The organism is Ignavibacteria bacterium, from assembly GCA_016707005.1.
Lineage (GTDB): Bacteria > Bacteroidota > Ignavibacteria > Kapaibacteriales > Kapaibacteriaceae > UBA10438.
In genome coordinates, this window is the sequence record JADJIQ010000005.1 from 1,332,997 (window position 1) to 1,354,492 (window position 21,496).

A 21,496-nucleotide genomic window follows, 5' to 3' on the forward strand; every position below is an offset into this window, starting at 1 on the left:
GAAGACTGCCATGACTGTGGATATACTCACAAAGGACGGTGCAAAAGCGGGCTCTATCGAGCTGCCGGCATCGGTCTTTGGTATCGAGCCCAGCGAGCACGCGATGTATCAGGCTGTACGAGCATACTTGGCGCATCGTCGTCAGGGCACGCACAAAGTGAAGACGCGCGCTGAGGTGTCCGGTGGCGGCAAAAAGCCGTTCAAGCAAAAAGGCACTGGTGGTGCACGTCGTGGCACGAGCCGCTCGCCCCTTAACCCGGGTGGCGGTAAGATCCACGGTCCGTTCCCTCACCTCTATCACATCGAACTTCCGGTGAAGGTGAAGAGACTTGCTCGCAAGTCTGCGCTCACCCTTCGTGCTCGCGAGAATAATCTCGTAGTGCTTGAGGACTTCACGGTAAGCGCACCGAAGACGCGCGAAGTAGCATCGATGTTGAAGGCCATCAAGGTTGATGGTTCCAAGGTGCTGTTGCTTCTGCCGAAGGCGAACGAGACGTTTGTGAAGTCTGCGCGGAACATCGCAGGTGTAACAACCTTCCCGGCCGACAAGATCTCTGCATATGATGTGCTGAGTCACGGCAAGCTTGTGATCTTCAAGAGCGCTATCGAAACGCTTGCCAATTCGTTTGGCGACGCGAATGAAGGAGACGCATAATGATCACAGTCCTTAAGAAGCCGGTGATCACAGAGAAGGCAACTAAGGTTGGCCACATGCGCCAGTATGTCTTTGAAGTTGATCCAAATGCGAACAAGCTGCAGATCCGTCAAGCCATCAAGCAAATGTTTGATGTAGAAGCGAAGAGCATCCGCACGGTACGTACGAAGGGTAAAGTCAAGACTCGTATGACGCGCCGTGGTCCTCAAGTTGGTCGTACCAACCTGAAGAAGAAGGCCTATGTGACGCTCAAGGAAGGTCAGTCCATCGACATCGTTGCCGGCGAAGGCAACGAGGAGTAAGCGGAGAACACGAATCATGGCAACCAGGAATCTCAAACCGATCACGCCGGGAACGCGCTACTACAGCATCAGCACGTTCGACGAGATCACGACATCCAAGCCGGAGAAAAGCCTTCTTGAGCCGATCAAGAAGTCTGGCGGCCGCAACAACACCGGACGCGTAACATCGCGTCACCGTGGTGGCGGACACAAGCGGATGTATCGTATCATCGATTTCAAGCGCGAAAAGTTCGGTATCGAAGCAACAGTGATGACGATCGAATACGATCCGAATCGCACATGCCGCATTGCACTTCTCGAGTATGCTGACGGAGAGAAGCGTTATATCATCGCCCCGGATAAGGTGAAGGTTGGCCAGAAGCTCATGAGTGGTGAGAAGGCTGAACCAAAGGATGGCAACACGTTGCCGTTCACCAAGATCCCGGTGGGATATGTGGTACACAACATTGAATTGAAGCCCGGTAAGGGTGGTCAGATGGTTCGTTCGGCCGGTACATCCGCGCAGTTCGTTGGTGTTGACAACGGCAAGGCTCAGATCAAGCTCCCTTCGGGTGAGATTCGCATGGTCCCTGCAATTTGTATGGCAACGATCGGTGTAGTGAGTAACGGTTCGCACGAGAACATCAGCTATGGCAAGGCCGGCCGTATGCGTTGGTTGGGCGTTCGTCCACAGACGCGTGGTATGGCAATGAATCCGATCGATCACCCGAATGGTGGTGGTGAAGGACGTTCGAAGTCGGGTGGTGGTCGCAAGCACATGCGTTCACCATGGGGCCAGCTTGCTAAGGGTCTCAAGACACGGAAGAAGAAGAATGCCTCGAATGACATGATCATTCGTCGGCGCAACGCGTAACCTAGGAACACGGAGTAGTCAGAGATGCCTCGTTCACTGAAGAAAGAGCCGTTCGTCAGCTATAAGCTGGTCAAGAAGGTAGCGGCAATGAATGACTCGAGCAAGAAGTCCGTGATCAAGACCTGGTCGCGTGCATCAACGATTTCGCCGGAGTTCGTGGGTCACACACTCGCGGTACACAACGGTAACAAGTTCATTCCGGTATATGTGACGGAGAACATGGTTGGTCATAAGCTTGGTGAGTTTTCGCCAACGCGGACATACCGTGGACACTCTGGCAATCGGAAAGATCTCAAAACGGGCAAGAAGTAAGGACGAACGATGGAAGCACGCGCTATCAAACGCTACAATAGATCGTCGCCTCGCAAGATGCGTCTTGTGATCGATCTCATCCGTGGCAAGTCGGCTCAGGAGGCACTCAACATCCTCCAATTCTCGGACAAGGCAGCTGGTTCGGTGGCTGAGCTCACGCTCAAGTCTGCTATCAGCAACCTCACCCGGAAGGATCAGGGGATCGACCCCGAGTCCATCGTTGTGAAGGAGTGTTTCGTCGATCCAGGACCGACGATCAAGCGGATCTCACCGGCCCCGATGGGTCGTGCATATCGCATTCGCAAGCGCTCGCATCATTTAACCATCGTCGTTTCTACGAAACAGTAAGCGGAGTCAGATCAAGTGGGTCAGAAGACAAATCCGATCGGTCTGCGACTAGGCATCATCCGCCAGTGGGAAGCCAACTGGTTCGATGAAAAGAACGTCGCAGAAAAGTTGCAAGAAGACCTCATGGTACGCAACTACATCAAGAGCCGTCTCAAGAAGGCCGGTGTAGCACGCATCATTGTTGAGCGCACAGCGAAGCAGCTTCGCGTAACGATCAACACATCGCGTCCAGGCGTCATCATTGGTCGTTCCGGCAAGGACATTGCGCAGCTCGAAGAAGAGCTTCGTAAGATCACAAAGAAGGAAGTAAAGATCCTCATCAGCGAGATCAAGCGCCCTGAGCTTGATGCCCAGCTAGTGGCAGACAACATTGCAGCGCAGCTCGAGGGTCGCATCTCGTTCCGTCGCGCGATGAAGAACGCCGTAAGCAGCACCATGCGAGTGGGAGCAGAAGGTGTTCGCGTTATGTGTTCAGGCCGTCTCGGCGGTGCGGACATGACGCGTCAAGAGCAGTACAAGGAAGGTCGCGTTCCGCTGCACACGTTGCGTGCGGATATCGACTACGCACAAGGACGTGCGGAGACAGTGTACGGTTCGATCGGAGTTAAGGTGTGGATCTGCCGTGGCGACGTCATCGGCAAGCAACAGAACAAGGAACAGTAAGTCAGGCGTAAGGCAACGACATGCTCATCCCAAAAAGAGTTAAGCACCGGAAGACACAACGGGGCCGCCGTAGAGGCAAGGCCTACCGTGGATCAACGGTTGCATTCGGATCATACGGTCTCAAGGCGCTGGAAGCAGCGTGGATCACGAACCGCCAGATCGAGTCGGCACGTATCGCTATCAATCGATACCTCCGCCGTGATGGTAAGGTGTGGATCCGGATCTTCCCAGACAAGCCGGTAACGAAAAAGCCGGCCGAGACCCGAATGGGTTCCGGTAAAGGTAATCCAGAGTTCTGGGTAGCCGTTGTGAAGCCGGGTCGTATCCTCTTCGAGATCGATGGGGTTACGAAGGAGCGTGCGCAAGAGGCGGTTCGTCTTGCCATCCATAAGCTCCCGATCAAGTGCAAGTTCGTCCAACGAGTGGACCTGGAGGGTTAAGACATGAAATCACGTAAAGCAGTAGACCTCCGTTCCCTTTCGACACAGGAACTCCAAGGGTTCCTTAAGGAGAGCGAAGACAATGTCACGCGCCTGCGTTTCCAGCTCACATTGGGTCAATTGCAAGACTCTTCGAGCATCAAAACGCTTCGCAAAGACATTGCGCGGATGAAGACACTTCTTCACGAGCGCACCAGCAACGCCAACTGAATCGGATCGTAACCATGGCAGACGAAACAACAACGAATACCACCGCTCCGCGTCGCAAAGTGCGTACCGGAAAAGTGGTCAGCAACAAGGCGGAGAAGACTATCGTGGTGAGCATTGAGCGCCAGGTAGCCCATCCCCTCTATAAAAAGTATTTCAAGCTGACAACGAAGGTGATGGCGCACGACGAAAACAACGAGTGCAACATCGGCGACGTAGTCAAAGTCATCGAGAGCCGTCCGCTAAGTGCCCGCAAACGTTGGGCATTGGTGGAGATCATCGAACGAGCGCAGTAAGGGAGAACGGACATGATTCAAGAAGAATCAAATCTCGTGGTAGCTGACAACTCGGGTGCGCGCAAGCTGCGTTGCATTCGTGTTCTAGGCGGACACGGTAAGCGCTACGCAACGGTAGGTGATATCGTTGTGTGCTCGGTGAAGGCTGCATTGCCTGCCGGCGCTGTGAAGAAGGGCGAAGTGGTGAAAGCTGTTATCGTTCGTACGAAGAAGGAAATACGTCGCCGTGATGGTTCGTATATCCGATTCGACGAGAATGCAGCTGTCGTCATCAACAACAACAACGATCCTCGCGGGACGCGCATCTTCGGGCCAGTGGCTCGTGAACTTCGCGATCGCTCGTTCATGAAGATCATTTCCCTCGCACCCGAGGTGCTCTGAGGTATACGATGAAGCTAAAGATCAAAAAGGGCGACACGGTCATCGTGATCGCAGGAAACAATAAAGGGGCTAAGGGCCGTGTGCTCATGGTGTACCCAACTACAATGCAAGTCCTTGTTGAAGGTGTGAATCTCCGCTCCAAAGCGGTTCGCCCATCACCGAAGCATCCGAACGGTGGCATTGTGAAGATGGAAGCACCTGTACACTTCTCAAATGTCCAGCTTGTTGACAAGAACGGTAAGCCAACGCGTGTAACGCGTGTGCGTACGGTATCGGGTGACAAGACGATCGTCAAGCGTATTGCGAAGACGACACAAGAAGAACTCTAAGAAGACGAACGTCGAAGGAACGCAGAAACCATGGCAAAAACCACACCGCCGAAGAGGGAGCAATTCAAGCCAGACGGCCCACGTCTTGAAGACATTCAAGATGTAAAGGTCCCGGCTCGTCTTCATGCCTTCTACAAGGATCAGGTAGTACCGGCTCTCATGAAGCGCTTCAATTACGGAAGTGTCATGGAAGTACCGCGCATTGAGAAGATCGCGATCAACATCGGTGTTGGCGCTGCTACTCAGGATGCGAAGCAACTTCAAGCCGCCGTGAATGAACTTGAGTTGATCGTTGGTCAGCGTCCAGCGGTATCCCGCGCTCGCAAGTCCATCGCCAACTTCAAGCTTCGCGAAGGCATGCCGATCGGTGCACGCGTAACGCTTCGTCGTGCACACCTTTATGAATTCCTCGATCGTTTCATCAACATCGCTGCTCCGCGTATCCGTGACTTCCGCGGTTTCTCGGACAAGAGCTTCGATGGACGTGGTAACTACACGATCGGCGTGAAGGAACAGATCATCTTCCCGGAAATTGACGTCGATAAGGTGTCAAGGATCAACGGAATGGACATCACCTTCGTCACGTCCGCAAAGACAGACGAAGAGGCGCAAGCCTTGCTTCAAGAGTTTGGTTTCCCGTTCCGCAAACGCGACTAAGTACACAAGAGAATTTCCATGGCCAAGACATCAGTCATCGCGCGCAATAAAAAGCGCATCCGCCTGGCAGCTAAGTACGCCGCAAAGCGTGCAGAGCTCAAGGCAGCCGGCGACATGGTGGGGCTTCAAAAGCTCCCACGCAACAGTTCGCCTACACGTGTCCGCAGTCGTTGCCTTATCACAGGCCGCGGCAAGGGCGTCTACCGCAAATTCGGCCTGTGCCGAAACATGTTCCGTCTTCTTGCCCTCGAAGGCAAGATTCCAGGCATGCGCAAGGCAAGCTGGTAAAACAGTTCCAGCCCTGATTTTCGAACACGACCAAGACGACGACTATGCCAGTCACAGATACCATCGCCGATTTCATCACACGCATCCGCAACGCGTCGGCCGCTAAGCACAAAACAGTTGATGTGCCAGCGTCGAAGCTCAAAGTGGCTATAGCCGAGATCCTCAAGGATCAAGGCTTCATTTTGGACTTCGAAAGCGTTGAGGACAACAAGCAGGGTGTTCTCACCCTCAAGCTGCGCTATCACTACGGCCAACCGGTCATTCGTGAGGTACACCGCGTAAGTAAGCCAGGACGTCGCATTTATGCGCCGGCTGACAAGCTTCCGCGAGTACGCAACGGACTCGGTGTTGCCATTATCTCCACACCTCGTGGAGTGATGACCGACAAGCAGGCACGCCGCGAGAACGTGGGTGGTGAAGTGCTTTGCACAATCTGGTAAGAAGAGAAGCGAGGAGCAAAAGACAATGTCACGAGTAGGTAAGAAACTCATTTCCATACCAAGTAACGTCAACGTAAAGTTCGACGGTACTGTATGCACGGTCAAGGGCCCAAAGGGAGAACTCACGTTCGCCTTTGATGCATCGATCACGCCGGTGATGGATAACAATACGCTCACGTTCACGCGAGCAAACGACGACAAGAAAGTTCGTGCCTTGCACGGCCTTACGCGCGCGCACATCGCTTGGATGGTTGAAGGTGTATCCAATGGATTCACACGGAACCTCCAGGTAGAAGGTGTCGGCTATAAGGTCGAGCTTCGCGGCAAGAATCTTCTTCTGTCGCTTGGATACTCGCACCCTATTCTCTTCATGCCGCCGGATGGTGTGGAGTTCACAGTTGCAACACCTACGGTGTTCGCTGTGAAGGGTATCAACAAGCACCTCGTTGGTGAGGTAGCGGCGAAGGTTCGCAAGCTTCGTCCACCTGAGCCATACAAGGGCAAGGGCATTCGGTACGAAGGTGAATACATCCGTCGCAAGGCCGGTAAGTCGGCAGGCAAGTAAGGAGACATGGAACTATGAATCGCATCAAACTCAAAAATGTTCGGCAAGCGCGCCGAGACCGCCGGGTTCGCAAGAACATCACCGGTTCGCCAGAACGCTATCGCTTGACGGTGTTCCGTTCACTCGGTCATATCTACGCACAGATCATCGACGACGTAGCTGCAACAACACTTGTTTCAGCATCAACGCTCGACAAAGACATCCGTGCCAAGATCACAGACGGTATGTCTAAGGTCGATGAGAGTCGGCTTGTAGGTGCAGCGCTTGCGGAACGCGCCAAGGCAGTGAAGGCAACGAAGGTTGCATTCGATCGCAATGGCTTCCTTTATCATGGCCGTGTGAAAGCGCTAGCAGACTCTGCGCGCGAAGCCGGTCTCGATTTCTAACGCGAACGAAACGGAGCTGATTACGTGGCAAAGCAAAAAGTATCGGACCTCAACCTCAAGGACAAGATCGTCTACGTTGGCCGCACAGCCAAGGTGGTAAAGGGTGGACGTCGGTTCAACTTCTCAGCGATGGTCGTTGTAGGTGACGAGGCAGGTCATGTCGGGTACGGACTCGGCAAGGCCGGCGAAGTCTCCAATGCCGTTACAAAGGCAACGGAAGCAGCCAAGAAGTCTGTCGTGAAGGTTCGTGTACAGAATGGTACAGTTCCTCACGAAGTGGTAGGCCGCTTCGGTGCTGCCAAGGTCCTCATCCGTCCGGCAACGCCGGGTACGGGTGTGATCGCGGCTGGTGGCGTACGTGCTATTCTTGAGCTTGCCGGTGTAACGGACGTTCTCACAAAGTCTCAAGGCTCGTCCAACCCGCACAACACGGTGAAGGCAACCATGAACGCTCTGATGCAACTCGAGGATGCTGGCGCTGTGGCTGCACGCCGTGGCGTATCACTCGAGAAGGTACTCAAGGGCTAAGGCAAAGAAGGAAACGAACATGAAACTGAAGATTACCCAAGTGCGTTCGGTCATCGGCGCCCTTCAAAACCAAAAGGACACGATCAAGGCTCTAGGTCTTGGTCGCCCCAATTACGTCACGGTTAAGCCAAAGAATGTACAGATCCTTGGCATGATCAACGTTGTCCGGCACCTTGTGAACGTCGAAGAGATCGCAGACTGAGGCCTATCATGAAACACATCGGAAATCTTTCGCCCGCCCCGGGCTCTCGTCATAAGAAGAAGCGTATTGGTCGTGGTGCCGGTTCCGGTCACGGCGGTACGTCTACGCGCGGACATAAGGGTCACCAATCTCGCAGCGGCTTCAGCCAAAGTCCGGGATTCGAGGGTGGTCAGATGTCCCTCAAGCGTCGTGTGCCAAAGTTCGGCTTCACGAACATCAATCGCATTGAATATCAAGAAGTGAATGTTGCAACCCTGCAGCGCCTTGTTGATGAGAAGCTCGTTACAAATGGCAGCGTCACGAACGACGTACTTCTTGAGCTTGGCGTGATCCGTAAGAGATCCGCACCAGTGAAGATCCTCGGCAATGGAGATCTTTCGGCAAAGCTCAGTGTAACCTGCGATAAGATCTCAGAAACAGCGAAGCAGAAGATCGAAGCAGCCGGGGGAGCGGTCACTGTCAATGGCTAATATCGTTACCACCTTCCGGAACATGTTCCGGATCGAAGAACTCCGCCAGCGCATCGCGTTTACGCTGATTGCGCTGCTGGCAGTTCGTGTGGGATCGTTCATCACGATCCCGGGCGTTGACGTATCCCTGCTGACCCAGGCTTCTGCCATGGATGACAGCGGCACGATCTTTGGATTGTACGACATGTTCGTGGGTGGTGCGTTCTCGAATGCTGCCATTTTTGCCCTCGGCATCATGCCGTATATCTCTGCAAGCATCATTCTTCAGATCGCCGGTGTGGTTCTTCCGGAACTGCAGAAACTCCAGCGTGAAGGAGAAGATGGTCGCCGTAAGATCAATCAATACACACGTATGCTTACCGTGCCGATCGCAGCAATGCAGGCATGGGGTGTTACGATCAAGATCGCAGGCACAACGGCAGGTGCAGGCGGAGCTTCCGTGGTCCCTGACGCGGGCTTCTTCTGGACCCTTGCCTCTGTTATCATCCTCACAGCCGGCACTGTTGGTCTGATGTGGATCGGTGAGCAGATCACAGATCGCGGTCTTGGCAATGGTATCTCGCTCATCATCTTCATCGGTATCATCGCACGTTTCCCTACGGCGATCACGCAGGAGATCACGCTCATTCAAGCCGGTTCACGGAACCTCGTGATCGACCTTGTCTTGGTGGCTCTTCTTCTCGGTATCATTGCTGCCGTGATCTTGATCACGCAGGGGGCTCGACGAATTCCGGTGCAGTATGCGAAGCGCGTAGTTGGCCGTAAGGTCTATGGCGGAACAACGCAGTACATCCCACTTCGTGTGAATACTGCCGGTGTTATGCCGATCATCTTCGCACAGTCGATCCTGTTCGTTCCTGCAACGATCGCATCGTTCTTCCCGGACAGTACGTTCTGGCAGGACGTTTCGCAGCTCTTCAGTGACCGATCAGTGGTCTATGCCCTGATGTACGGTATCATGATCGTATTCTTCACGTACTTCTATACGGCCATTGCCTTCAACCCGAAGGAAGTTGCCGATAACATGAAGCGCAACGGTGGATTCATTCCTGGCGTTCGTCCGGGAGCTCCAACGTCTGAATACATCGAGAACATCCTCACACGCATCACATTGCCGGGTGCGATCTTCTTGGCGCTCATCGCGATCCTTCCAACGTTTGCGATGAACATCTTGCAGGTACCTCCGGTATTCGCATCGTTCTTTGGTGGTACAAGTCTTTTGATCATTGTTGGTGTGGCACTTGACACGTTGACGCAGATCGAATCCTTCCTCCTCATGCGTCATTATGACGGCTTCATGAAGACAGGAAAGATCCGCGGCCGTGCAGGAGCGACAGCGTAACCATGGCGGTTGCCGACCTCAGCATTGCTCTTCTCACGGGAGATGAGATCAAGAAAATGGAAGCAGCAAGTCGCATCGTTGCCGACGTGCTGAATCACATGAAGGGGTTCGTAAAGCCGGGTGTGACAACGATCGAGCTCGACGCGATCGTGGAGGATTTCATCCGAACACGAGGCGGAGAGCCGGCATTCAAAGGATATGAAGTAGACGGTAAGCTGTTCCCATCTTCAGCTTGCATCAGTGTTGACGAAGAGGTGGTGCACGGGATGCCTGGTCAGCGTATGCTGAAAGAAGGTCAGATCGTGACGATCGATGTTGGCGTCCAATTGGACGGGTTCTTTGGAGACAGCGCATACACCTACGGCGTAGGCGAGATATCCACGGACAAACAACGTTTGTTAGATGCCACAAAGGAGTCGTTGAGACTCGGTATCGAGCAGGCAATTGATGGTAATCGGGTGTATGACATCGCGAGAGCCGTTCAAACGCACGTTGAAAAACAGGGTTTTTCGGTGGTACGGGAACTTGTGGGACACGGCATTGGCCGTCACCTCCACGAGGAACCGCCCGTCCCGAACTTCGTTCCGGGCCTGTTGCATCGCAGCAGGTTTCCCAACGCCAAACTCAAATCGGGAATGGCATTGGCGATCGAACCGATGGTGAATATGGGGCTGTTCCATGTTCATACGGCAAGCGACGGGTGGACAGTGTACACAGCGGATGGGAAACCATCGGCACACTTCGAACACACGATTGTGATCGATGGGGCTACACCGAGGATCCTGACTTTGATGGAGTGACGATAAAACGACAAGGTTTCGATGGGTCGCGAAGATGTCATACGTGTTGATGGTGTGATCGAGGAAGCACTGCCGAATACCCAGTTTATTGTGAAACTGGATAATGGGCACAAGATCCTCGCACACGTCTCCGGCAAGATGAGGATGCACTTCATCAAGATCTTTCGCGGAGATAAGGTCACAGTGGAGATGTCTCCCTATGATCTTTCCAAAGGCCGTATCGTCTATCGCTACAAGTGACATTGAACTCGCAAGAGAAAACTAAAGGGTGAGACCATGAAGGTTCAAGCATCGGTGAAGAAGCGCAGTCCCGACGACAAGATCGTTCGTCGTAAGGGAAGGGTGTATATCATCAACAAGAAGAACCCTCGCTTCAAGCAACGTCAAGGCTAATTCAGGAGACACGAAGTGGCTCGTATCGCAGGTATCGACCTACCAAAAAATAAGCGCGGCGTGATCGCGCTCACATACATCTTCGGCATTGGTTCTACGCTGAGTGCACAGGTGCTGGATAAAGCCGGCATCGATCACAACAAGCGTGTTACGAACTGGTCCGATGATGAGGTGGCACGTATCCGTCAGGTTCTCGGTGATTACAAGGTTGAAGGTCAACTTCGCTCTGAGATCCAACTGAACATCAAGCGTCTCATGGACGTGGGCTGCTATCGTGGACTGCGCCATCGTCGCGGTCTTCCGGTTCGTGGTCAGCGCACCCGTACAAACGCTCGTACCCGTAAGGGCAAGCGGAAGACGGTGGCCGGCAAGAAGAAGGCAGTGAAGAAGTAATAAAGGACTGAACGACAATGGCAGCAGCAAAAAAGCGCGTCAAGCGCAAGATCGTTGCGGATGTACACGGCAAGGTCTTTGTCCGTGCAACATTCAACAACGTTATCGTCACGATCACAGACACGTACGGCAATACGCTTTCTTGGTCCTCCGCTGGGAAGAATGGCTTCCGCGGTTCCAAAAAGAATACTCCGTACGCTTCGCAAGTTTCCGCAGACAAGGCCGCCCGCGAGGCCTTCGAAATGGGATTGCGCAAGGTGGACGTGGTGGTCAAGGGACCTGGTTCGGGTCGCGAAGCGGCTATCCGCGCGCTAACTCAAGCAGGCTTCGAGGTTCTCTCGATCCTCGACCAAACGCCGCTGCCGCATAACGGTTGCCGCCCGCCGAAGAAGCGTCGCGTCTAACGCCGTTACGACAAACTCATTTCAACTGTGACTATTTGACCCAAGGAAGGCCATGAACATGCAGATGCAGATGCCGGAAGGTGTCGTCGTCGAAGAACTCGGCAGTCCGTACCATGCTCGTTTCGTTCTCAATCCGCTCGAAGAAGGCTACGGAACAACGATCGGTAACGCGTTCCGACGCGTACTCCTCTCGTCCATCCAAGGAACAGCCATCGTTGGCGTAAAGATCTCGGATGTACAGCATGAGTTCCAGACTGTAGCCGGCGTCGTAGAGGACATGTGCGAGATCATCCTCAATCTCAAGGAGGTTCGCCTCCGTATCGTTGATCCAAAATCTCCAAACCGCATCACGTTCCGCGTGAAGGGGCAAAAGATCTGGACAGCGGAGATGATCCAAGAAGCAACAGCAGGCGCGATTGAAGTTCTCGATCCGGGAAAGAAGATCGCAACACTTGCAGACGACGCGGATTTCGATGTTGAACTTCGTATCGGTCGTGGCAAGGGCTACGTTCCGTCAGAGGATCAGAACACAACGGACTTCCCGCTTGGTATGCTCCCGATCGATGCTATCTATACACCGATCAAGAATGTAATCTACAATGTGGAACCATTCCGCGTTGGTCAGAAGACAGACTACGAGCGCCTCGTCCTCGACGTAAGCACAGACGGTTCGATCACCGTGAAGGAAGCCGTTGAGCATTCAGCTTCTATCCTTCGCTCACACATCGCACTGTTCCTCGGCGTGAATCCAACGATCGGCTCTAACTCGGAACCATCAGAAGCACCAGCGGCTGACACAGAAGCTGAGCGCGAACGTTCCCGAGTACGCCGTATCCTCCTTCAGCCTGTTGATGAACTCGAACTCAGCGTTCGTGCCCACAACTGCCTGAAGGCCGCAAGTATCAAAACATTGGCAGACCTCGTGAGCCTGCAAGAGTCCGACCTCCTGAAGTTCCGCAACTTCGGTCGGAAGTCTCTGTCCGAGCTCGCAGACGTGGTCGTGCAAAATGGTCTCGTGTTCGGTATGAACGTAGAAGGCTATTTGCGCGATGACGAAAAGAAGAATGACTAAGGAAGGCTAAGGAGACCAGAATGCGACACAGTTATGCAGGCCGAAAACTCAAACGTACAGCAAGCCACAAGCGGGCGATGCTTGCGAACATGGCCACGTCACTCTTTGAACATAAGCGCGTTGTAACAACGGTAGCCAAGGCGAAGGAACTTCGTCCGTTCGCTGAGCATCTCATCACGCGTGCACGTAATGCGCACCGCTCTGAGAAGGCCGGAACGATCACTGGCGTCGATGTACACAACCGCCGCATGGTAGGCCGGTTCATCAAGAACAAGGCTGTTCTCCAGGAGCTGTTCGACACGATCGCACCTCTCGTTGCAGAGCGCGATGGTGGGTACACACGGATCATCAAGCTCGGACTTCGCCGTGGCGACAACGCTGCAACGGCAATGATCGAACTCGTTGATTGGTCGAACCCGGTCGATGGACGTGTATCGTCCACCAAGCGCCGCGTTGCAGCTAAGGGCCCTGCGAAGCCAAAGCCAACAACAAAGCCAAAGGTAAAGCCGGCACCGGTAGCAGCAGCTCCGGTTGAGGTTGCACCAGCAGCAGAAGAAGTAGAAGATGTGGTAGACGTAACCACAGAATCGATCGACACTCCAGAGGTCGAGTCAGCTCAAGCCGAAGCACCAGCAGCAGATGCTCCAGAAGCAGATGCGCCGGCCGACGGCGAAGAGAAGGCATAACATAACGGACCATACGATCAAAAACGCCGAGTGCTTCCGCATTCGGCGTTTTCCTTTTTTATTGGCAGCATGGCACACGACATCCACATCACCGCCGAGTTCGTCAAGGGGGCTACCAAACCGGAGCATTTCCCCGAGTCCACTCTGCCCGAGATCGCCATGATCGGTAGATCGAACGTTGGGAAGTCGTCACTGATCAATGCCCTCGTACGCCACAATCGCATGGCGCGCGTGTCCAACACCCCGGGCAAAACGCAAGAGATCAATTTCTTCGTTACGGACATGAACTTCATGCTCGTAGACCTTCCGGGATATGGCTATGCTCGTGTGAGTAAGGGGCAGCGAGAGCAATTCTCTGTCCTTATCCGAGCATACGTTCTTAAACGTCCGCAACTTGTGCTTACCTGCGTCCTGGTGGATGCTCGGCACGACCCGCAGCCGCTCGACCTCGCGATCCTCGAAGAGCTTGAGTTGGCTGGTCGCCCCTTTGCCATCATCCTCACAAAATGTGACAAGCTCAAGCCAGCTGCACTGATCGAACGAGAGCAGCAAGTGCGAGACGTGATCCAGAATTGTCAATACGTGGTAGACGTGGTCCCAACGTCCAGCGAAACGGGCCTTGGCAGACACCAACTCCTTGGTCTCATCAAGCGAATCGTTAACCTCTCAACACAGGTGCCGTCATGACAGCACAGCCGCTCGTTGGTATCATCATGGGCAGCGACTCAGACCTCCCGGTCATGCGCGAAGCCGCAACGATCTGCGAAGAGTTCGGCGTTCCCTACGAGATCCGCGTGGTGAGTGCACATCGCACTCCACAAGACATGGCCGACTATGGAACACAGGCTCATGCTCGCGGACTCAAGGTCATCATCGCCGGTGCCGGCGGTGCAGCACACCTCCCGGGCATGATCGCGTCCTTTTCGCCCCTTCCTGTGATCGGCGTACCGATCCCGACAAAACAACTACGAGGGCTCGACTCCCTCATGAGTATCGTTCAAATGCCATCCGGCGTACCCGTTGCAACAGTTGCGATAGGGGGCGGGCGGAATGCAGGTATCCTCGCTGTAGAGATCCTGTCTGTAGTAGATCCGACACTTCAAGCCAAGATCATTTCCTTTAAGGAGAAACTTGCCATGGAATCGCGTCAGAAAAATGAAGGCCTCAAAGGTTGAGCGCCGAAGTGCCTCCAACAGGTGATATGGTCATCACTGTTGCCGACATGTCACATGCACGTTACGCCGAGGAGATCGTTGAAACGATCTTTGTGGCGGCGCAACAACGGGGGACGGGTATTGCCCGTCGTACTCCGGAATATGTGATCCAAAAGATGGAAGAGGGGAAGGCTATCATCGCCCTCACGGCGGACGGACGCTTCGCCGGATTCTGCTACATCGAAACGTGGGAGCATGGCGGCTATGTTGCCAACTCTGGTCTGATCGTGAAGCCGGAATTCCGTAAGCATAACCTCGCTCGCAAGATCAAACGTGCAGCATTCGACCTCTCGCGTAAGAAATACCCGGATGCCAAGATCTTTGGTATCACCACCAGCGCGGCGGTGATGAAGATCAACTCAGAACTCGGATATCGTCCGGTACACTTCTCAGAACTCACCACCGATGAGTCGTTCTGGAAGGGCTGCCAGTCGTGCCCGAATTACGACATCCTGCAACGTACCAACCGCGCAATGTGTCTCTGCACCGGAATGTTGTTCGATCCAAAGGACCCAACGGCATGAAGAAGATCCTCCTCGCCTTCAGTGGCGGACTCGACACCTCATACTGCGCACGATACTTTGCCGTTGACCTGGGCATGGAGGTCCACACGGTGATCGTTGATACAGGGGGCTTTTCTGCATCCGAACTCGCGCAGATTGAACAACGTGCACAAGCCTGCGGCGCTGCCTCGCATGCTGCGTTGGATAGAACGAGAGAGCTCTACAACAAGGTGCTACGACACTGCATCGCAGGCAACATCCTCAAGAACGCTACCTATCCGCTGAGCGTGAGCGCAGAACGTGTTGTGCAGGCAATGGCCATCGCAGAACATGCACGCACGATCGGTGCCACACACCTTGCTCATGGAAGCACAGGTGCCGGCAATGATCAAGTTCGCTTTGATGTGATCTTTCGCATCATGTGTCCGGAGATCGAAGTGCTCACTCCCATCCGCGATAAACAACTCTCGCGCGATGAAGAGATAGCGTACCTCGCCCAACATGGCGTTGAAGGTGATTGGACAAAGGCTGCCTACTCGATCAACCAAGGTATCTGGGGCACAACGGTTGGAGGCAAGGAGACGCTTACGTCGGATAAGCCCCTTCCCGAAATGATCTGGCCATCAGCTCAATACCCCGCTCCCGCAGCAGATGCACATGCAACCATGGTGATCGGATTTGAAAAGGGGCAACCGATTTCGATCGATGGTGTTGCAATGGAGCCTGTTGAGCTACTTCGAACGCTCAATGACATCGGAGCTAGGTGGCACATCGGACGCGACATGCACGTTGGTGATACGATCATCGGTATCAAGGGTCGGGTGGCATTTGAAGCCCCTTCCGCACTGATGCTGATCAAGGCCCACCATGCACTCGAGAAGCATACACTCTCGAAATGGCAGCTTACCCTCAAGGACCAACTGTCGATCTGGTACGGACAACTCCTCCACGAAGGTCAGTTCCTCGAACCAGCCATGCGGAGCATAGAGTCGTTCTTTGATGATACGCAACGGGTTGTTACAGGCAGCGTAAGCATCACTCTCAAACACGAACGGTTCAGTGTGAACGGTATCGTAAGCGAGAACGATCTTATGCGCTCGTCATTCGCAACCTACGGCGAGGCCAACCGCGCCTGGTCCGGCGATGATGCCAAGGGCTTTGCGACGATCAGCGCTGTCCCAACGGCCTTGTGGATGTCCGTTCACGGAGAAGATCAATGATACGCGTAGCTGTTGTTGGTGCAGCAGGATATACAGGGGGCGAAGTGCTCCGTTTGCTGCTTCATCATCGTCAGGTAGGTGTACAGAATCTCATTGCCGTGAGTTCGTCGCATGCCGGACAACACGTTGCAGCCGCACATCCAGATCTCTACGGAACTACGGATCTGCACTTCGATGCACTTCCTCCGACCGATGCCGACCTCTATATCCTGTGTCTTGGACACGGCAAGTCCGCTGCCTGGATGGAAGAGAATCCTCTGCACTCCAATGCCAAGGTGATCGATCTCGGGAACGACTTCAGACTTGAAGCAGAGAACCCATCGTTCGTATACGGTCTTCCAGAAGTCCACAGGGACAGACTTCGCACGGCCTTCCGTGTAGCCAATCCCGGTTGCTTTGCAACGGCCATTCAGCTTGCTCTTCTGCCAGTAGCAGAGAAGGGAATGCTCACCGGCGATGTTGTGGTCAACGCATTTACGGGTTCGACCGGTGCCGGACAACAACCATCGGAAACAACGCACTATTCGTGGCGCACAAACAACGTAAGCACCTACAAGGTGTTCGAACATCAACACGAGCCGGAGATCAAGCAGACGATCGGTGATGTTGCGATGCACTTCGTACCGGTACGCGGTCCGTTCGCGCGCGGCATTCACGCCACGATCGTTCTGCCCGGTGATTGGAGCGGCTTCGATGTTGACGAGCTCTATCGATCACGATATGCTGGGCACCCCTTTGTTGTTGTCTGCAATGAACCGCCCGATATGAAGCGAGTGGTGAACACAAACATGTGTCATCTCGGATTCGTTGTGAAGAACGATGCGCTCATGATCGTGAGTGTGATCGACAATCTTTTGAAGGGGGCTGCCGGGCAAGCCATTCAGAACATGAACCTCATGTTCGGACTCGATGAAACATCGGGTCTTGATCTCAAATCGTCTGTGTATTAGGGTATGAACATGCGTCGATTCACCTCCGTTCATGATCTCATCAATGGCCCCGGTCTCGACGTAGCGATCCATGACGCTCTTGAGTTTGCACGTCATCCATGGATCAACACAGAGATCGGCAGACGCCGCACCGTAGGCTTGCTCTTCATGAACCCATCGCTTCGCACGCGCATGAGCACACAGAAGGCAGCAACACTCATGGGTGCAGAGACCATCGTTCTCAATGCCGGTAGTGATTCGTGGACGCTTGAAACCAAGGACGGTGTGGTGATGGATGGCTCTACTACAGAGCACATCAAGGAAGCCGCAGCGGTAATGGGAGCCTATTGCGACGTACTCGGCCTTCGCACGTTTGCGTCACTCACTGATCGTGATGCGGACTACGCAGAGGATGTTCTTGAGAAGTTCATTGCCTATGCCGGTGTCCCGGTAGTGAGCCTCGAAAGTGCAACACGTCACCCACTACAGAGTTTTGCCGATCTCATTACGATCGAGCAGTTCAAGAAGACCCCTCGACCAAAGGTTGTCCTCACGTGGGCGCCCCATCCCAAGGCACTCCCGCAAGCAGTTGCCAATTCGTTCGTTGAATGGATGTCGGCCGGAAATGTCGACCTCGTCGTTGCTCATCCAAAGGGATATGAACTCGCCCCTTCCTTTGCATCCGGCGTAACGGTCACCAACGATCAAGACGAAGCATTGGCTGGTGCTGATTTTGTCTACGCCAAGAACTGGTCTTCGTACGAGCAGTATGGTCAGATCCTGTCGCAGGATAGATCGTGGACCGTTACCGAGGACAAGATGTCGCTGACCAACAACGCCAAGTTCATGCACTGCCTACCCGTGCGACGGAACATGATCGTATCGGACGGTGTGCTCGACGGACCAAACTCCATCGTTATCCCTCAAGCAGCGAATCGCGTCGTATCCGCACAAACAGCACTCTACTATCTGCTCAAGGGGCTTGCGTGACGTATGTGATCAAGATCGGTGGGGCGGTTGTGGATAGCCCCCTACTCCTCAATGACGTGCTGGACCGCTGCGCAGCACTGGGCAGTCCATTTATCTTAGTGCATGGCGGAGGGAAGGTTGCTACAAAGCTTGCAGCTGATCTTGGAATAGAGCAGACGATGATCGATGGCAGGCGTGTGACTGATGCAGACACGTTGCGTGTTGTAACCATGGCCTATGCCGGACTCGTCAACAAGAACGTTGTAGCGCAATTGCAAGCCCGCGGTGTACAATGTATCGGCATGACCGGTGCAGATGCAGACCTTGTGCGAGCTCACAAACGCAATCATCCCACCATCGACTTCGGATTTGTCGGAGATGTGGATGCGGTCAACACCGATGTGCTTGAACTCCTCCTCTCAAAAGGCATCAGCGTAGTTGTTGCACCACTCACGCACGATGGGAACGGATCGCTCCTCAACACCAATGCCGATACCATGGCGGCGCGGATCGCGATCGCGATGGATGCGCGCACCATGATCCGATTACGGTTCATATACGAACACCACGGTGTGTTGCGCAACATTGATGATCCAACATCCGTGATCGATGTGATCGCATCATCGGACGTGGATGGTCTCATCGCAGACGGAGTGATCAGCAAGGGCATGGTGCCGAAGATCACCAATGCAGTTGAGGCGGCGAAGGCCGGCATCAACGTTCGTATTCAACACACGTCTGCACTTGGGACCGAAGAAGGGACGTTGGTTCAATGATCGAACTGCTCACGAAACTCATTGCTACACCATCGTTCAGTCGCGATGAAGGGGCTACTGCCGACATCATTGAACAGGTGTTACGCGATGCCGGTGCCGATGTGGAACGATTCGGGAATAACGTTGTGGCGTGGGGCGTGGGGGCACGGCAAGCCGTGCCCCCACCCGCGATCCTCCTTAATTCCCACCACGACACGGTGCAACCGGGGGCGGGGTGGACGCATGATCCATTCGTGCCGGTCGTTGAAGATGGGAAGATCATTGGTTTGGGCAGTAATGACGCCGGCGGAGCATTGGTAATGATGTTGACGGCGTTCCTGCACTTCCACAAACGCGAGGATCTCCCGGTACAGTTATGTTTTGCCGCTACTGCTGAAGAGGAAGTGAGCGGACAGAATGGAATGGCCATGTTATCGCGAGATGTGTTCAGCAAGCACCCTCTGGCACTTGCCATCGTTGGAGAGCCCACAGGGATGCAGATGGCCGTTGCAGAAAAGGGGCTTATGGTGCTCGATTGCGTTGCGCATGGTCGCACAGGGCATGCAGCGCGCAACGAGGGCATCAACGCCCTGTATGCTGCGCTTACAGATATTGAGTGGTTTCGCACGCATCGCTTTGAGAGAACATCTCCGGTTTTGGGCGATGTGAAGATGACCGTTACGCAGATCGATGCCGGATCGCAGCACAACGTTGTGCCGGACAGATGTCACTTCGTTGTTGATGTGCGCGTTACCGACGCGTATACCAATGCCGAAGTCCTCGAAGAGATCCAACGCCACGTAGCGTGCGAGGTAACACCTCGTTCGATGCGGCTAGCCCCCTCCTCAATCCCTCTCGACCATCCATTGGTGCAGGCGGGGATCAGTATGGGGCTCGCAGCATACGGAAGTCCAACAATGTCCGATCAGTCGCTATTGCCTGAGGGAGTGCCATCGATGAAGATCGGTCCGGGCGACTCTGCGCGCTCACACACCCCTGATGAATGGCTCGGTATTCATGAGCTGGAAGATGGAACGGCAACGTTCATCACCCTCCTCGAAACGATGATGCGGAGAATGACATGAAGCTCTGGGATAAAGGAACGCCCATCGATGAAGTGATGGAGTCGTTCACTGTCGGCAATGACAGAGAGATCGATGTGCGTCTTGCCCGTTGGGATGTTGTCGGCTCGATCGCCCATGTCGAGATGCTTGGTCACGTAGGACTCATCACCAACGAAGAGCGACTCGCACTCACCAATGAACTTGGACTGTTGCTTGAGTCGATCGACGCCAATGGCTTTGTGATCGACGAAGATGTTGAGGATGTACATTCTCAGGTAGAGAAGCTTCTTACGCAGCGTCTCGGTGATACAGGCAAGAAGATCCACACAGGACGGAGTCGCAACGACCAAGTCCTTGTAGACCTCAAGCTCTTCCTCCGTCACGAACTTCGCACGCTACGCAGTGCCACGCGTGACGCTGCGACCCTCCTGCTTGATCTTGCCGAACAACATCAACACGTTCTTCTTCCCGGCTACACTCACTACCAGATCGCCATGCCATCGAGCTTCGGACTCTGGTTCGGAGGTTATGCAGAAGCACTCATCGAAGACATGCGTGTGTTGGACATGGCCATTGATGCTGCCAATGCAAATCCTCTCGGCAGTGCAGCAGGGTATGGAACACGATTGCCCCTTGACAGAGAGCTCACGACACGTGCATTGAACTTCGACCGAGTTCATGTGACGAGCACCTTTGCTCAGATGTCGCGCGGACGCACAGAGAAACTCGCAGCCGTAGCCATCGCGCAGTGCGCATCCACCATTGCCCGGTTCGCCGCCGACGTGGTGCATTATGCAAGTCAGAACTTCGGCTTCATCACCTTGCCCGATGCGCTCACCACCGGCTCGAGCATCATGCCGCATAAGAAGAACCCCGATGTGTTTGAGGTCTTGCGTGCACGTTGCAACCGTTTGCAGTCGCTGCCTGCCGAGATCGGCTCCGTACTCGGCAATCTTCCCTCCGGTTATCATCGCGACCTACAGTTCATCAAGGACCGCATCGTGCCTGCCATTGATGAGTTCGCATTGATCCTGCGCGTGCTTCTCCATGTAGCACCGCAGATCCAACCCGTCGACGGCATTCTCCTCAACCCCATGTATCAGCACCTCTTCAGCGTTGATCGTGTTGATGAACTCGTACGAGGCGGCATGCCCTTCAGAGACGCCTATCGTCAAGTAGCCCAAGAGATCAAGGAAGGGGCTGTTATGCACGCACCACAGGCCAGCACTAATGACGCCCAAGCTGCGCTTGGAAGCGTTGGAAATGTGGGGATAGGGGAGTTGAGGAAGCGGCTGTTGTAAGACATCTCTCCTTTCAACCCATGGCTACGCCATGGGCCACTGACTTTCATGATACAGATCTCAAGCCCCGGAGGGGCGTAATTGCTCTAGCCCACGATGAAGTCGTGGGGGTTGGCGTAGTCGTGGGGG

At 54.3% G+C, this 21,496-nt stretch carries 36 protein-coding genes; all 36 read left to right on the forward strand.

What is annotated here, in order from left to right; all coding sequences use genetic code 11:
• The first annotated feature begins 10 nt into the window (after positions 1-10).
• The 36 genes from rplD (at position 11) to argH (ending at position 21,367) form a co-directional block, all read left to right on the forward strand.
• Positions 11-655, forward strand: a complete 645-nt coding sequence (gene rplD / locus IPI29_14000) for a 50S ribosomal protein L4 (protein MBK7413658.1) — start codon at positions 11-13, stop codon at positions 653-655.
• A complete protein-coding gene (gene rplW / locus IPI29_14005) occupies positions 655-957 on the forward strand; it encodes a 50S ribosomal protein L23 (GenBank protein MBK7413659.1) in 303 nt (100 codons plus the stop codon). Before rplD ends, rplW begins: the two co-directional genes overlap by 1 nt.
• A gap of 16 nt (positions 958-973) precedes the next feature.
• Positions 974-1,810, forward strand: a complete 837-nt coding sequence (gene rplB, locus IPI29_14010) for a 50S ribosomal protein L2 (GenBank protein MBK7413660.1) — start codon at positions 974-976, stop codon at positions 1,808-1,810.
• Positions 1,811-1,834: 24 nt separating this feature from the next.
• Positions 1,835-2,122 (forward strand): 30S ribosomal protein S19, encoded by a 288-nt coding sequence (gene rpsS / locus IPI29_14015; GenBank protein MBK7413661.1) that lies wholly within the window; start codon positions 1,835-1,837, stop codon positions 2,120-2,122.
• Positions 2,123-2,131: 9 nt separating this feature from the next.
• Positions 2,132-2,470, forward strand: coding sequence for a 50S ribosomal protein L22 (gene rplV / locus IPI29_14020; protein ID MBK7413662.1), 339 nt, complete (start codon positions 2,132-2,134; stop codon positions 2,468-2,470).
• 15 nt (positions 2,471-2,485) lie between these two features.
• A complete protein-coding gene (rpsC, locus tag IPI29_14025) occupies positions 2,486-3,133 on the forward strand; it encodes a 30S ribosomal protein S3 (protein ID MBK7413663.1) in 648 nt (215 codons plus the stop codon).
• A 20-nt stretch (positions 3,134-3,153) separates the two neighbouring features.
• Positions 3,154-3,573: a 50S ribosomal protein L16 gene (gene rplP, locus IPI29_14030; GenBank protein ID MBK7413664.1), complete on the forward strand. Its 420-nt coding sequence runs from the start codon at positions 3,154-3,156 to the stop codon at positions 3,571-3,573.
• A 3-nt stretch (positions 3,574-3,576) separates the two neighbouring features.
• Positions 3,577-3,783, forward strand: coding sequence for a 50S ribosomal protein L29 (gene rpmC / locus IPI29_14035; protein ID MBK7413665.1), 207 nt, complete (start codon positions 3,577-3,579; stop codon positions 3,781-3,783).
• 14 nt (positions 3,784-3,797) lie between these two features.
• Entirely contained in the window at positions 3,798-4,076 is a 279-nt protein-coding gene (gene rpsQ / locus IPI29_14040; protein MBK7413666.1) for a 30S ribosomal protein S17, read from the forward strand.
• Positions 4,077-4,088: 12 nt separating this feature from the next.
• Positions 4,089-4,457: a 50S ribosomal protein L14 gene (gene rplN, locus IPI29_14045; protein ID MBK7413667.1), complete on the forward strand. Its 369-nt coding sequence runs from the start codon at positions 4,089-4,091 to the stop codon at positions 4,455-4,457.
• 8 nt (positions 4,458-4,465) lie between these two features.
• A complete protein-coding gene (gene rplX, locus IPI29_14050) occupies positions 4,466-4,786 on the forward strand; it encodes a 50S ribosomal protein L24 (GenBank protein MBK7413668.1) in 321 nt (106 codons plus the stop codon).
• Positions 4,787-4,816: 30 nt separating this feature from the next.
• A complete protein-coding gene (gene rplE, locus IPI29_14055) occupies positions 4,817-5,443 on the forward strand; it encodes a 50S ribosomal protein L5 (GenBank protein ID MBK7413669.1) in 627 nt (208 codons plus the stop codon).
• Positions 5,444-5,461: 18 nt separating this feature from the next.
• On the forward strand, positions 5,462-5,731 hold the full coding sequence (gene rpsN / locus IPI29_14060) for a 30S ribosomal protein S14 (protein ID MBK7413670.1): 270 nt from the start codon (positions 5,462-5,464) through the stop codon (positions 5,729-5,731).
• Positions 5,732-5,775: 44 nt separating this feature from the next.
• Positions 5,776-6,171 (forward strand): 30S ribosomal protein S8, encoded by a 396-nt coding sequence (gene rpsH / locus IPI29_14065; GenBank protein MBK7413671.1) that lies wholly within the window; start codon positions 5,776-5,778, stop codon positions 6,169-6,171.
• Positions 6,172-6,196: 25 nt separating this feature from the next.
• Complete coding sequence (gene rplF / locus IPI29_14070) at positions 6,197-6,736, forward strand: 50S ribosomal protein L6 (protein MBK7413672.1); 540 nt, start codon at positions 6,197-6,199, stop codon at positions 6,734-6,736.
• Between the two features lie 14 nt (positions 6,737-6,750).
• Positions 6,751-7,122: a 50S ribosomal protein L18 gene (locus IPI29_14075; GenBank protein MBK7413673.1), complete on the forward strand. Its 372-nt coding sequence runs from the start codon at positions 6,751-6,753 to the stop codon at positions 7,120-7,122.
• A 24-nt stretch (positions 7,123-7,146) separates the two neighbouring features.
• Positions 7,147-7,650 carry a 30S ribosomal protein S5 gene (gene rpsE, locus IPI29_14080; GenBank protein ID MBK7413674.1) on the forward strand — a complete coding sequence of 168 codons (504 nt, stop codon included), beginning with the start codon at positions 7,147-7,149 and terminating at the stop codon, positions 7,648-7,650.
• Positions 7,592-7,852, forward strand: coding sequence for a 50S ribosomal protein L30 (gene rpmD, locus IPI29_14085; GenBank protein ID MBK7413675.1), 261 nt, complete (start codon positions 7,592-7,594; stop codon positions 7,850-7,852). The genes rpsE and rpmD overlap by 59 nt, the downstream gene beginning before the upstream one ends.
• A gap of 8 nt (positions 7,853-7,860) precedes the next feature.
• Positions 7,861-8,322, forward strand: a complete 462-nt coding sequence (gene rplO / locus IPI29_14090; protein ID MBK7413676.1) for a 50S ribosomal protein L15 — start codon at positions 7,861-7,863, stop codon at positions 8,320-8,322.
• Positions 8,315-9,664, forward strand: coding sequence for a preprotein translocase subunit SecY (gene secY / locus IPI29_14095; protein MBK7413677.1), 1,350 nt, complete (start codon positions 8,315-8,317; stop codon positions 9,662-9,664). The genes rplO and secY overlap by 8 nt, the downstream gene beginning before the upstream one ends.
• A 2-nt stretch (positions 9,665-9,666) precedes the next feature.
• Entirely contained in the window at positions 9,667-10,464 is a 798-nt protein-coding gene (gene map / locus IPI29_14100; protein ID MBK7413678.1) for a type I methionyl aminopeptidase, read from the forward strand.
• 21 nt (positions 10,465-10,485) lie between these two features.
• Positions 10,486-10,704 carry a translation initiation factor IF-1 gene (infA, locus tag IPI29_14105; GenBank protein ID MBK7413679.1) on the forward strand — a complete coding sequence of 73 codons (219 nt, stop codon included), beginning with the start codon at positions 10,486-10,488 and terminating at the stop codon, positions 10,702-10,704.
• 36 nt (positions 10,705-10,740) lie between these two features.
• Positions 10,741-10,857 (forward strand): 50S ribosomal protein L36, encoded by a 117-nt coding sequence (gene rpmJ, locus IPI29_14110; protein MBK7413680.1) that lies wholly within the window; start codon positions 10,741-10,743, stop codon positions 10,855-10,857.
• 15 nt (positions 10,858-10,872) lie between these two features.
• Positions 10,873-11,250: a 30S ribosomal protein S13 gene (gene rpsM, locus IPI29_14115; GenBank protein MBK7413681.1), complete on the forward strand. Its 378-nt coding sequence runs from the start codon at positions 10,873-10,875 to the stop codon at positions 11,248-11,250.
• A gap of 17 nt (positions 11,251-11,267) precedes the next feature.
• Complete coding sequence (gene rpsK, locus IPI29_14120; GenBank protein ID MBK7413682.1) at positions 11,268-11,654, forward strand: 30S ribosomal protein S11; 387 nt, start codon at positions 11,268-11,270, stop codon at positions 11,652-11,654.
• A 52-nt stretch (positions 11,655-11,706) separates the two neighbouring features.
• Positions 11,707-12,726 carry a DNA-directed RNA polymerase subunit alpha gene (locus IPI29_14125; protein MBK7413683.1) on the forward strand — a complete coding sequence of 340 codons (1,020 nt, stop codon included), beginning with the start codon at positions 11,707-11,709 and terminating at the stop codon, positions 12,724-12,726.
• A gap of 20 nt (positions 12,727-12,746) precedes the next feature.
• Complete coding sequence (rplQ, locus tag IPI29_14130; GenBank protein ID MBK7413684.1) at positions 12,747-13,412, forward strand: 50S ribosomal protein L17; 666 nt, start codon at positions 12,747-12,749, stop codon at positions 13,410-13,412.
• Positions 13,413-13,481: 69 nt separating this feature from the next.
• Positions 13,482-14,099: a YihA family ribosome biogenesis GTP-binding protein gene (locus IPI29_14135; GenBank protein MBK7413685.1), complete on the forward strand. Its 618-nt coding sequence runs from the start codon at positions 13,482-13,484 to the stop codon at positions 14,097-14,099.
• Entirely contained in the window at positions 14,096-14,587 is a 492-nt protein-coding gene (gene purE / locus IPI29_14140) for a 5-(carboxyamino)imidazole ribonucleotide mutase (GenBank protein MBK7413686.1), read from the forward strand. The genes IPI29_14135 and purE overlap by 4 nt, the downstream gene beginning before the upstream one ends.
• Before the next feature lie 26 nt (positions 14,588-14,613).
• A complete protein-coding gene (locus tag IPI29_14145; GenBank protein MBK7413687.1) occupies positions 14,614-15,150 on the forward strand; it encodes a GNAT family N-acetyltransferase in 537 nt (178 codons plus the stop codon).
• Positions 15,147-16,349, forward strand: coding sequence for an argininosuccinate synthase (argG, locus tag IPI29_14150; GenBank protein MBK7413688.1), 1,203 nt, complete (start codon positions 15,147-15,149; stop codon positions 16,347-16,349). Before IPI29_14145 ends, argG begins: the two co-directional genes overlap by 4 nt.
• Positions 16,346-17,299, forward strand: coding sequence for an N-acetyl-gamma-glutamyl-phosphate reductase (locus tag IPI29_14155; protein MBK7413689.1), 954 nt, complete (start codon positions 16,346-16,348; stop codon positions 17,297-17,299). The genes argG and IPI29_14155 overlap by 4 nt, the downstream gene beginning before the upstream one ends.
• 9 nt (positions 17,300-17,308) lie before the next feature.
• Positions 17,309-18,268: an N-acetylornithine carbamoyltransferase gene (locus IPI29_14160; protein MBK7413690.1), complete on the forward strand. Its 960-nt coding sequence runs from the start codon at positions 17,309-17,311 to the stop codon at positions 18,266-18,268.
• Entirely contained in the window at positions 18,265-19,023 is a 759-nt protein-coding gene (gene argB / locus IPI29_14165; protein MBK7413691.1) for an acetylglutamate kinase, read from the forward strand. The genes IPI29_14160 and argB overlap by 4 nt, the downstream gene beginning before the upstream one ends.
• Positions 19,020-20,087 (forward strand): M20 family metallo-hydrolase, encoded by a 1,068-nt coding sequence (locus tag IPI29_14170; protein MBK7413692.1) that lies wholly within the window; start codon positions 19,020-19,022, stop codon positions 20,085-20,087. Before argB ends, IPI29_14170 begins: the two co-directional genes overlap by 4 nt.
• A complete protein-coding gene (gene argH / locus IPI29_14175) occupies positions 20,084-21,367 on the forward strand; it encodes an argininosuccinate lyase (protein MBK7413693.1) in 1,284 nt (427 codons plus the stop codon). Before IPI29_14170 ends, argH begins: the two co-directional genes overlap by 4 nt.
• The last annotated feature ends 129 nt before the right edge of the window (positions 21,368-21,496 follow it).

What these genes read in the sequence shown, in the direction of transcription:
- rplD (MBK7413658.1), top strand. Translation starts at nt 11, where the DNA reads ATGACTGTGGATATACTCACAAAGGACGGTGCAAAAGCGGGCTCTATC.
- rplW (MBK7413659.1), top strand. Translation starts at nt 655, where the DNA reads ATGATCACAGTCCTTAAGAAGCCGGTGATCACAGAGAAGGCAACTAAG.
- rplB (MBK7413660.1), top strand. Translation starts at nt 974, where the DNA reads ATGGCAACCAGGAATCTCAAACCGATCACGCCGGGAACGCGCTACTAC.
- rpsS (MBK7413661.1), top strand. Translation starts at nt 1,835, where the DNA reads ATGCCTCGTTCACTGAAGAAAGAGCCGTTCGTCAGCTATAAGCTGGTC.
- rplV (MBK7413662.1), top strand. Translation starts at nt 2,132, where the DNA reads ATGGAAGCACGCGCTATCAAACGCTACAATAGATCGTCGCCTCGCAAG.
- rplP (MBK7413664.1), top strand. Translation starts at nt 3,154, where the DNA reads ATGCTCATCCCAAAAAGAGTTAAGCACCGGAAGACACAACGGGGCCGC.
- rpmC (MBK7413665.1), top strand. Translation starts at nt 3,577, where the DNA reads ATGAAATCACGTAAAGCAGTAGACCTCCGTTCCCTTTCGACACAGGAA.
- rpsQ (MBK7413666.1), top strand. Translation starts at nt 3,798, where the DNA reads ATGGCAGACGAAACAACAACGAATACCACCGCTCCGCGTCGCAAAGTG.
- rplN (MBK7413667.1), top strand. Translation starts at nt 4,089, where the DNA reads ATGATTCAAGAAGAATCAAATCTCGTGGTAGCTGACAACTCGGGTGCG.
- rplX (MBK7413668.1), top strand. Translation starts at nt 4,466, where the DNA reads ATGAAGCTAAAGATCAAAAAGGGCGACACGGTCATCGTGATCGCAGGA.
- rplE (MBK7413669.1), top strand. Translation starts at nt 4,817, where the DNA reads ATGGCAAAAACCACACCGCCGAAGAGGGAGCAATTCAAGCCAGACGGC.
- rpsN (MBK7413670.1), top strand. Translation starts at nt 5,462, where the DNA reads ATGGCCAAGACATCAGTCATCGCGCGCAATAAAAAGCGCATCCGCCTG.
- rpsH (MBK7413671.1), top strand. Translation starts at nt 5,776, where the DNA reads ATGCCAGTCACAGATACCATCGCCGATTTCATCACACGCATCCGCAAC.
- rplF (MBK7413672.1), top strand. Translation starts at nt 6,197, where the DNA reads ATGTCACGAGTAGGTAAGAAACTCATTTCCATACCAAGTAACGTCAAC.
- IPI29_14075 (MBK7413673.1), top strand. Translation starts at nt 6,751, where the DNA reads ATGAATCGCATCAAACTCAAAAATGTTCGGCAAGCGCGCCGAGACCGC.
- rpmD (MBK7413675.1), top strand. Translation starts at nt 7,592, where the DNA reads ATGCTGGCGCTGTGGCTGCACGCCGTGGCGTATCACTCGAGAAGGTAC.
- rplO (MBK7413676.1), top strand. Translation starts at nt 7,861, where the DNA reads ATGAAACACATCGGAAATCTTTCGCCCGCCCCGGGCTCTCGTCATAAG.
- secY (MBK7413677.1), top strand. Translation starts at nt 8,315, where the DNA reads ATGGCTAATATCGTTACCACCTTCCGGAACATGTTCCGGATCGAAGAA.
- map (MBK7413678.1), top strand. Translation starts at nt 9,667, where the DNA reads ATGGCGGTTGCCGACCTCAGCATTGCTCTTCTCACGGGAGATGAGATC.
- infA (MBK7413679.1), top strand. Translation starts at nt 10,486, where the DNA reads ATGGGTCGCGAAGATGTCATACGTGTTGATGGTGTGATCGAGGAAGCA.
- rpmJ (MBK7413680.1), top strand. Translation starts at nt 10,741, where the DNA reads ATGAAGGTTCAAGCATCGGTGAAGAAGCGCAGTCCCGACGACAAGATC.
- rpsK (MBK7413682.1), top strand. Translation starts at nt 11,268, where the DNA reads ATGGCAGCAGCAAAAAAGCGCGTCAAGCGCAAGATCGTTGCGGATGTA.
- IPI29_14125 (MBK7413683.1), top strand. Translation starts at nt 11,707, where the DNA reads ATGAACATGCAGATGCAGATGCCGGAAGGTGTCGTCGTCGAAGAACTC.
- rplQ (MBK7413684.1), top strand. Translation starts at nt 12,747, where the DNA reads ATGCGACACAGTTATGCAGGCCGAAAACTCAAACGTACAGCAAGCCAC.
- IPI29_14135 (MBK7413685.1), top strand. Translation starts at nt 13,482, where the DNA reads ATGGCACACGACATCCACATCACCGCCGAGTTCGTCAAGGGGGCTACC.
- purE (MBK7413686.1), top strand. Translation starts at nt 14,096, where the DNA reads ATGACAGCACAGCCGCTCGTTGGTATCATCATGGGCAGCGACTCAGAC.
- IPI29_14145 (MBK7413687.1), top strand. Translation starts at nt 14,614, where the DNA reads ATGGTCATCACTGTTGCCGACATGTCACATGCACGTTACGCCGAGGAG.
- argG (MBK7413688.1), top strand. Translation starts at nt 15,147, where the DNA reads ATGAAGAAGATCCTCCTCGCCTTCAGTGGCGGACTCGACACCTCATAC.
- IPI29_14155 (MBK7413689.1), top strand. Translation starts at nt 16,346, where the DNA reads ATGATACGCGTAGCTGTTGTTGGTGCAGCAGGATATACAGGGGGCGAA.
- IPI29_14160 (MBK7413690.1), top strand. Translation starts at nt 17,309, where the DNA reads ATGCGTCGATTCACCTCCGTTCATGATCTCATCAATGGCCCCGGTCTC.
- IPI29_14170 (MBK7413692.1), top strand. Translation starts at nt 19,020, where the DNA reads ATGATCGAACTGCTCACGAAACTCATTGCTACACCATCGTTCAGTCGC.
- argH (MBK7413693.1), top strand. Translation starts at nt 20,084, where the DNA reads ATGAAGCTCTGGGATAAAGGAACGCCCATCGATGAAGTGATGGAGTCG.